General features: G+C 73.6%; 7 protein-coding genes and 1 pseudogene. 4 read left to right on the forward strand and 4 right to left on the reverse strand.

Annotation, left to right across the window (positions count from 1 at the left end):
* Nucleotides 1–63: 63 nt before the first annotated feature.
* From ACFWFR_RS15220 to ACFWFR_RS15235, 4 genes and pseudogenes are all read left to right on the forward strand, one after another.
* Nucleotides 64–630: pseudogene (locus tag ACFWFR_RS15220) on the forward strand (ABC transporter permease); the annotation flags it as partial.
* Between the two features lie 115 nt (nt 631–745).
* The gene (locus ACFWFR_RS15225) at nt 746–2,185 is read left to right on the forward strand and encodes an LLM class flavin-dependent oxidoreductase (protein ID WP_377623516.1); all 1,440 of its coding nucleotides are present in this window, start codon (nt 746–748) and stop codon (nt 2,183–2,185) included.
* Complete coding sequence (locus ACFWFR_RS15230; protein ID WP_377623517.1) at nt 2,182–3,492, forward strand: MFS transporter; 1,311 nt, start codon at nt 2,182–2,184, stop codon at nt 3,490–3,492. Before ACFWFR_RS15225 ends, ACFWFR_RS15230 begins: the two co-directional genes overlap by 4 nt.
* Nucleotides 3,493–3,541: 49 nt before the next feature.
* Nucleotides 3,542–3,760, forward strand: coding sequence for a hypothetical protein (locus tag ACFWFR_RS15235; protein ID WP_377623518.1), 219 nt, complete (start codon nt 3,542–3,544; stop codon nt 3,758–3,760).
* 208 nt (nt 3,761–3,968) lie between these two features.
* On the opposite strand, the gene ACFWFR_RS15240 is transcribed toward ACFWFR_RS15235, so the two are convergent.
* From ACFWFR_RS15240 to ACFWFR_RS15255, 4 genes are all read right to left on the reverse strand, one after another.
* Nucleotides 3,969–4,967: a hypothetical protein gene (locus ACFWFR_RS15240; protein ID WP_377623519.1), complete on the reverse strand. Its 999-nt coding sequence runs from the start codon at nt 4,965–4,967 to the stop codon at nt 3,969–3,971.
* A 155-nt stretch (nt 4,968–5,122) separates the two neighbouring features.
* The gene (locus ACFWFR_RS15245) at nt 5,123–5,482 is read right to left on the reverse strand and encodes a hypothetical protein (protein WP_191805619.1); all 360 of its coding nucleotides are present in this window, start codon (nt 5,480–5,482) and stop codon (nt 5,123–5,125) included.
* Between the two features lie 9 nt (nt 5,483–5,491).
* Entirely contained in the window at nt 5,492–6,496 is a 1,005-nt protein-coding gene (locus tag ACFWFR_RS15250) for an endonuclease/exonuclease/phosphatase family protein (RefSeq protein ID WP_377623520.1), read from the reverse strand.
* Nucleotides 6,493–7,557 carry an endonuclease/exonuclease/phosphatase family protein gene (locus ACFWFR_RS15255; RefSeq protein WP_377623521.1) on the reverse strand — a complete coding sequence of 355 codons (1,065 nt, stop codon included), beginning with the start codon at nt 7,555–7,557 and terminating at the stop codon, nt 6,493–6,495. The genes ACFWFR_RS15250 and ACFWFR_RS15255 overlap by 4 nt, the downstream gene beginning before the upstream one ends.
* Between the last annotated feature and the right edge of the window lie 173 nt (nt 7,558–7,730).

The following is a 7,730-nucleotide window of genomic DNA, read 5'->3' on the forward strand; positions in this document are numbered from 1 at the left end:
TAGGCCTGGGGGGAGCTGCAGGTGCGCGGCGTGCTCGCAAAGCCGGTGGCGACGCGCCGGCGGGGGGCCGGCAGGGGCGTCGCGATCGGGGTGCCCCCCCCTAACCCCCCCGGCACCGCCCTCGGCTGGTGGGCGGGAGTGGCCCAGTTCCTCGGCCCGTTCCTCGAGCTGTTCCGCAACACCGCAGCCCTGGCGCTGCTCCCCGTGTTCATCCTCATCCTCGGGATCGGCGAGACCTCGAAGATCACGCTCGTCGTCTACGCGTGCTTCTTCCCCATCCTGCTCAACACGATCGCCGGGGTCCGCACGGTCGACCCGCTCCTGGTGAAGTCCGCCCGGTCGCTCGGGCTGCCGCCCGTCCGGCTGTTCCAGAAGGTCGTCCTGCCGGCCGCGGTCCCCACGATCTTCACGGGCATCCGGATGGCCGGGACGAGCTCGATCCTCGTGCTCATCGCGGCCGAGATGGTCGGCGCCAAGGCGGGCCTCGGCTACCTCATCACCTACGCCCAGTTCAACTTCCAGATCACGAACATGTACGCCGGGATCATCGCGATCTCGCTCGTCGGCGTCTCGATCAACGCCGTGCTCGTGGGCCTCGAACGGCACTTCTCGCGCTGGCGCACCACGTGAACAGGGGCCGCGCGTCCTGAGCGACCCGGCCCCCGCGGGCGACAGCCCTCCCGGCCTGTCGCCCGCACCCACGACCACCACAACCACCACGACCACGACGACCAGAGGACGCACCATGACCCAGCAGCCCCGTCAGCTCAGCCTGAACCTCTTCATCCACCCGGCCGGACACCACGAGGCGGCCTGGCGCCACCCGGACACCCAGCCCGAGCGCATCTTCACGGCCGACTTCTACACCGAGCTCGCCCGCAAGGCCGAGGCCGCGACGTTCGACGCGGTCTTCTTCGCCGACGGGCCCGTCCTGCACGACGGCATCGAGTTCAACAGCGTCGGGCGGCTCGAGCCGCTGCTCACGCTCGCGTCGATCGCCGCCGCGACCGAGCGGATCGGGCTCATCGCGACGGCCTCGACCACGTTCTACGACCCGTACAACCTGGCGCGTCTCTTCTCGACGCTCGACCACCTGAGCAACGGGCGGGCCGGCTGGAACATCGTGACGACGGCCTCCGAGGACGCGGCCCGCAACTTCGGCCTCGACTCCCACCCGGACCACGTCGAGCGGTACGCCCGCGCGGCGGAGTTCGTCGAGGTCGTCACCCGCCTCTGGGACAGCTGGGAGGACGACGCGGTCCTGATCGACCGGGAGTCGGGCCGATACGCCGACCCGGCGAAGATCCACGACGTGGCCTTCCGCGGCAAGCACCTGCGGGTCGAGGGCGCGTTCAACGCAGCGCGCTCGCCCCAGGGGCACCCGGTCCTGGTCCAGGCGGGCGCCTCGAACGAGGGGCGCGCGTTCGCGAGCCGCTACGCCGAGGCGATCTTCACGGCCCACCAGCGCCTGGCCGACGCCCAGGCCTTCTACGCCGACATCAAGGCGGGGGCCGAGGCCCTGGGCCGCTCGCGCGACGCGGTCAAGATCCTCCCGGGCATCAGCCCGTTCATCGGCTCGACCGAGGACGAGGCGCGCGCGCTCGAGCGCGAGTTCAACGAGCTCACGGTCCCCGAGTACGGCCTGCGCCAGCTCGAGAAGCTCACCGGGGTCCGCCTCGACCACGCCCAGCTCGACGGCCCCGTCCCGGCCGAGCTCTTCGCGGGCGCGGGCGACGTGACCGACAACTCCCGCAGCCGCCTCCAGGTCGTGGCGGGCATCGTCGAGCGCGAGCAGCCCACGGTCCGCGGGCTGCTCCACCGTCTCGCCGGGGCGCGCGGCCACCGGGTCGTCGCGGGCACGCCCGAGCAGGTCGCCGACACGATCGAGGAGTGGTTCACGCAGGGCGCCGCCGACGGCTTCAACGTCATGCCGCCGTACCTGCCGGGTGGCCTGGACGACTTCGCCGACCACGTCGTGCCGATCCTGCGCGCGCGGGGCCTGTTCCGTACGGAGTACGAGGGCACGACGCTGCGTGACCACTTCGGGCTCGAGCGCCCCGCGAGCCGGTACGCGACACCCGCTGCGGAGCTCGCCGATGCCCCGCACGGTGCGAGCGGTGCGCACGAGGCGAGCGACGTCGTCGGGCAGGAGGAGGCCCGGACCGCGGAGCCGGTCCTGGCGTGAGCACGGGCACGAGCGTCCCGCCGGTCAGGTTGGCCTGGACCGTCCACGTCCCCGCCGGGGTCTGGGGCATGGCCCAGGGCGCGGCGGCACCGGTCGTCGCGCTCGCGGCGCGAGAGCACGGCGCGTCGCTCGGCGCGGCAGGGCTCGTCGTGGCGCTCGCCGGGCTCGGCCAGCTGATCGGCGACCTGCCGGCGGGGCGGCTCGTGTCCCGGTTCGGGGAGCGGCGCTCGATCATCGGGGCGGGCGTCCTGGCCGTGGTCGGCGTGGCGCTGTGCCTCATGTCCTGGTCGGTGGCCTCGCTCGCGGTGGGAGTGTTCCTCGCGGGCCTGTCCCAGGCCGTGTGGGGCCTCGCGCGCCAGACGTACCTGGCCGAGGCCGTCCCGTTCGCGCGGCGGGCACGCGTCATGTCGACCGTCGCGGCCATGATGCGCGTCGGGTTCCTCGCGGGCCCGATCCTCGGGGCGGCGGCGATCCTCGCCGTCGGGACGAGGGGCGGCTTCGCGGTCCAGCTCGTGGCCGTGTGCGTCACGGCGGTCCTCATGGGCCGTGTGCCCGACGTCGGACGCTCCCCCCGGGCGCCCGGCTCGCCCGGCGACGCGGTCGCCCGGGAGGCGGGGCTGTGGCGCGTGGTCGTCGAGCACCGCCGGCTGCTGCGCACGCTGGGGCTCGGGGCCGCGCTCATGGGGCTCTCGCGCACGGCCCGCACCGTGGTGCTGCCCCTGTGGGCCGACGTCCTGGGCGTCGACGCCGCCACCACGAGCCTCGTCTTCGGGGCCAGCGCGGCGCTCGACGTGATCGTCTCGATCCCCGCGGGGTACCTCATGGACCGGTTCGGGCGGCGTGCCCTCGCGGTCCCGTCGCTGCTGGTCCTCGCCACCGGGTACGTCGCGCTCCCCTGGGCGGGTGGCGTCGCGTCGCTGACCGTCGTGGCCCTGGTGCTGGGGCTCGGGAACGGGTTGAGCAACGGCGTCATCATGACGCTCGGAGCGGACGTCGCGCCGCCCGCGCAGCGCGCCGAGTTCTTCGGGGCGTGGCGGCTCATGCACGACGCCGGGGCCTTCGCGGGTCCCCTGGTCGTCGCGGGCACGGCGCTCGTGGCCCCGCTCGGGGCGGCGGCGCTCGTCGTCGGAGCGGCGTCGGCCGCCGGAGGTGCGGTGCTCTGGCGGTACGTGCCCGTGTGGGCGCCGTGGCCGCGGCCGGCGGTCACTTCGCCGGTGGCCACTGCGCCGGTGGCGACAGGGCCGCTCGACCCGTCGACGCTCCCGGGGGAGGCGGTCGAGGTGGCGGTCGAGACCGTCCCCCGGTGATCCTGGAGACCCGCCCCGCCCGCGGACGGGTCCAGAGAGGACCGAGCCCATGACCGAGGACCGTGCTGCCGTCCCGCCCAGCGACCTCACGCCACGCATCGGGAAGGTCGCCACGCGCGAGCTCACCCACCACGGGTACACCCGCTACGACGACCTCACGCGGGCCACGGCCAAGGAGCTGCTCGCGATCCACGGGGTCGGGCCCAAGGCGATCCGGATCCTGGGCGAGGAGCTCGCCGAGCGGGGATCGAGGTTCCGGGAGGACTGAGCCGGTCGTCGGGGCGCTCGGTCCTGGGCGACGGACCCTCCGCGCTGGGCGGGTGTCTGCCGAGCAGGTTCGGCTGGGCCGAACCTGCGTTCGCTGAGCAGGACCAGGTCCCGTCCAGCGGAACCCCTCGCGCAGCACTCCCGGCCGCCGCTCGCCGACCGTCGCACCACCGACCGTCGCACCGCCGACCGCGCCCGGCCCCTGGGCCTCAGCGCCCCAGGCCCTCCCGGGAACGCGCCAGCTCACCGAGCGTCGCGGCCTGGGCCCCGGTGAACGGCAGGTCGAACACCAGGAGCGCGTGCGCCGCACGGCCGACCAGCAACTCGACGCGCTCCTCCTGGTCCTCGATCGCGCACTCCTCGGCGGAGAACGCGATGTCGAGCTCGCTCGCGGACCTGTCGATCCCGAGGTTCAGGACACCGTCGCGCACCTCGTCCCCGTCCTCCGCCTCGTCGTCCCACTCGGCCTGCGACAGCACGACGACCGCGACGAGACCCAGCACGTCAGGTCGTTCGACGACGCTCCCGAGGGCCGCGTAGAGCCGCTTGCTCGCCTCGATACCTGCTCCGGTCCACCCGTCGACGGCCTCGACCGGCGCTCCCTGCTCGGCGGCGATCGACGACGCGTCGACGTCGACCCACCCGTACTCGGGGTCGAGGTGGAACATCTGGGCAGCGGGGTCGTCCGCGACGCTCGGCCACGCCTTCTGGCGCCGCGTGCTCAGGCTCACGAGCACGTCCTTCCAGATCATGCGGTGGAGGGGGTCCTTCCACTTATCGATGTCCCACCGGTCGCCCAGATACCCCTCGGGGTCAGGGGTCTCGTAGGGCGCGACGGCAGGCGAGGAGTCGTACGAGCGCAGGTAGGACGGGTCGGCGACGACGCGCGCGACGGCCTCGGGACCGGCCACGATCACGGCGTCAACGGTCCGCAGGAAACGACGGCGCGCGAACGGGCGGTCCGGGCCCGTGAACGGGGCCTCGCCCGCGAAGCGGGCCACTGCCTCGGTGTCGAGCAGGTCGTAGGCCCGCTCGAGCTGGACCTTGGCCTTCGCGAGCAGCTTCGGGTCCATGGTCGCCGCGGCCTGGAGCCATGCCTGCGTGCTCGACGGCGTCACGCGCCCGCCGTACGGAGCCAGGACGGTCCACAGCTCGTCCCACGAGGACGGGTCGGACTTCTTGCGGAACAGCGAACCGAACAGCGACATCTGGGGGTCCTCACGTGAGCCGGGATCGGCGAGAAGCGTAGCCGGACCACGGCGGCGAGCGCCGCCGTCGGGCACGGTGCGGGCGACGTGGCCAGGTGCGCGGCGCCGGCGCGGAAACGACCCGACGGTGGGGCTCCGGTCGGAGCCGCTCGCGCTCAGGCGCTGACGACCTGGATGACCTCGGTGTCGTCGTGCATGCGCGCGAGCGCGGAGACCACAGGAGGCTTGGGCACCGGGGGCTGCGCCTTGACGCCGGTGCTCTTGCTGCGTCGCGGGCGCGTCGGCACCGCGACGCCGAGCGACTTGAAGACCTTGCGCAGCTCGGCCTCGGTCCAGCCCGCGGCGAGCGCCTCGGAGAACGTCGCAGCGTAGGCGCGCTCGGCCTCGTCGAGCTGGGCGCGGGCGACCGCGACCTGCTCGGCCCGCTCGGCGAGGGCGCGACCTGCGGCCATGCGCTGCTCGAGGAGGTCGCGCAGCTGCGACTCGTACATGGTGGCGGTCTCGTCGGCGCTCATGACCCCAACCTACGGCCTGACCTGCACGGTCGCCAGGATCGCGAGGTGATCCGTACCGGAGATCGCGATGGCTCCGACGTCGTCGACACGCATGCCCTGGTCGACGACCACGTGGTCCAGGTCGACGAGCGGCGGATAGCGTCGGCCGGCGGGCCACGACAGGCTCACGCCCTGCCCCGCGAGGCGGGTCGCGTCGGCGAAGCGCCCGCCCAGGAGGTCGCGGAACGCCGAGTGGTCGAAGGTCGCGTTGAAGTCACCGAGCAGGATCTGCGGCGCGGGGTCGGCGTGCGCCGCGTCGCGCAGCAGCGCGAGGTCGCCCGTCCACAGGTCGACGTCCCCGGGTGTGGGCGGGTGCGGGTGGACAGCCGTGACGCGGACCGAGGTCCCGTCGACCTCGACGACGGCGCTCGGCTGGTGGAAGCGGCTCGCCACGCCCTCGCGCTCGTCGGTCAGCGGGGTCGCGCTCCACAGCCCGCTGCCCGCCGCTCCCTCGGTCGGGTGGGTCGCGGTCCACGAGTACGGCAGCACGTCCTCGATCCCGGCTGCCACGAGCTCGGCCTCGAACTCCTCGCTCAGCTCGACCACGCTCAACAGCCCGACCTCCTGCTCGCGGACGGCCTCGACGACCGCCCGGGCGTCCGCACGCCCGTAGAGGACGTTGGCCGCCATGACACGCAGGGTCCCGTCCGCACCGGGCGCAATGCTCGGACCTGGCACGAAGAACGGCACGAGCCACACCGCGTGCGCGACGACGAGCACCCCTGCGATCGCGCTGAGCACCCACCGCCGCCGGCTCAACGAGAGCAGCAGCACCACGAGCGCCGCGAGGGCCACCCATGGCGTGAAGGACACGAGCTGGGCGAGTGGCGTGACGTCGTCGAACCCCAGGGCGCGGGCGAGCGTGAGCGCACCCACCCCGACGAGGCACGACGACAGCAGGACCGTCCACACGACACCGCCCACGCGACGCGCCCGCGACGGCGTGCGCGCTGCCGCGCGTGCCGGGCCGCTCACGGGGCGACCTGCACCGTGACGGCGAGCGCGCGGTGGTCCGACCCCGGGACCACGAGCGACGCGAGGTCGTCGACCCGCATGCCCTCGTCGACCACGACGTGGTCGAGGTCGAGGAACGTCGGCACCCGTTCCCCCACGGGCCACGACAGGTTCAGGCCGTGCCCGGCCGTGCGCGTCGAGTCGTGGAACCGGTCGCCCAGGACGGCGCGGAACGACGCGTGGTCGTACGTCGAGTTGAAGTCGCCCAGGAGCACCTGCGGCAGGGGCTCGTCGTGGGCACGGCGGGCGAGGTCCGCCATCTCCTGGTGCCACACGCCCGTGATCTCGGGAAGCGGCGGGACCGGATGGACGGCGGTCACGCGAACGGGCGTGCCGTCCACGTCGACCGTGGCTGCGGGCATGGCGAACGTGCTCCACTCTGTCGTGTCGGGGTCGGTCAGCGCAGTCTTGCTCCACAGGCCGCTCCCGGGCGAGCCGGTGCCCACCTTGGCGTCGACGTGATGCGGCATGACCGCCTCGAGCCCTGCCGATTCGAGACGGTCGTGGAAGTCGGCCGTGAGCTCGACGACCGCGAGCACGTCGGCCTCCTGGTCGCGAACCATCTGCACCACGGCAGCGGCGTCCGCCTGCCCGAAGTACGCGTTGACCGTCAGGACCCGCAGCGTGCCCTGGGCGTCTGCCTCGATGCCCTGCCCGGGCACGAAGAAGGGCGCGACCCACGCGACCTGGGCCACGAGAGCGACCGCGCACAGGATCGCAAGGGAGCGGCGCCGCAGGACCAGGGCCGTCGCCGGCACCAGCAGCGCGAGCGGGACGACCCACGGCGTCACGCCGACGACCTGCGCGAGGGGTGTGACGCCGTCGTATGGGACGGCACGCACGAGCGTCATGGCCAGGACCAGCCCGCCCACGACCCACAGCACCAGCCCGACGGCGCGCCCACCGGGACGACGTCGGGCTGCGGGGGCGGGGGTGGGGCCGACGGGCGGGGTGGTCGGTGAGGACGGTGACTCGGCCGTCGAGGCGGCGATCTCCCCCGTGGTGCGGCTGTCCCCTGTCATGCAGCGACCCTATCGACCGGTTCGCACGGTTCTGGGCCGGTCGGCCCCCGCCGGTGCGGGAGCCCGGTGCAGCACACGGAGGGATCCTGTGAACGACACTCTCGGCGAGGGGTTCGCCGCGAGTTGCGGCCAACGGGGGTCGGAACCCGTCCTGGACCCCCGTTGGCCCAGTC

It is taken from the genome of Oerskovia sp. NPDC060287, from assembly GCF_042726775.1.
In the GTDB taxonomy this organism is placed as follows: Bacteria; Actinomycetota; Actinomycetes; order Actinomycetales; family Cellulomonadaceae; genus Oerskovia; species Oerskovia merdavium.

Coding starts and splice junctions, on each gene's coding strand:
- ACFWFR_RS15225 (WP_377623516.1), top strand. CDS start 746: ATGACCCAGCAGCCCCGTCAGCTCAGCCTGAACCTCTTCATCCACCCG.
- ACFWFR_RS15255 (WP_377623521.1), bottom strand. CDS start 7,557: ATGACAGGGGACAGCCGCACCACGGGGGAGATCGCCGCCTCGACGGCC.
- ACFWFR_RS15235 (WP_377623518.1), top strand. CDS start 3,542: ATGACCGAGGACCGTGCTGCCGTCCCGCCCAGCGACCTCACGCCACGC.
- ACFWFR_RS15245 (WP_191805619.1), bottom strand. CDS start 5,482: ATGAGCGCCGACGAGACCGCCACCATGTACGAGTCGCAGCTGCGCGAC.
- ACFWFR_RS15240 (WP_377623519.1), bottom strand. CDS start 4,967: ATGTCGCTGTTCGGTTCGCTGTTCCGCAAGAAGTCCGACCCGTCCTCG.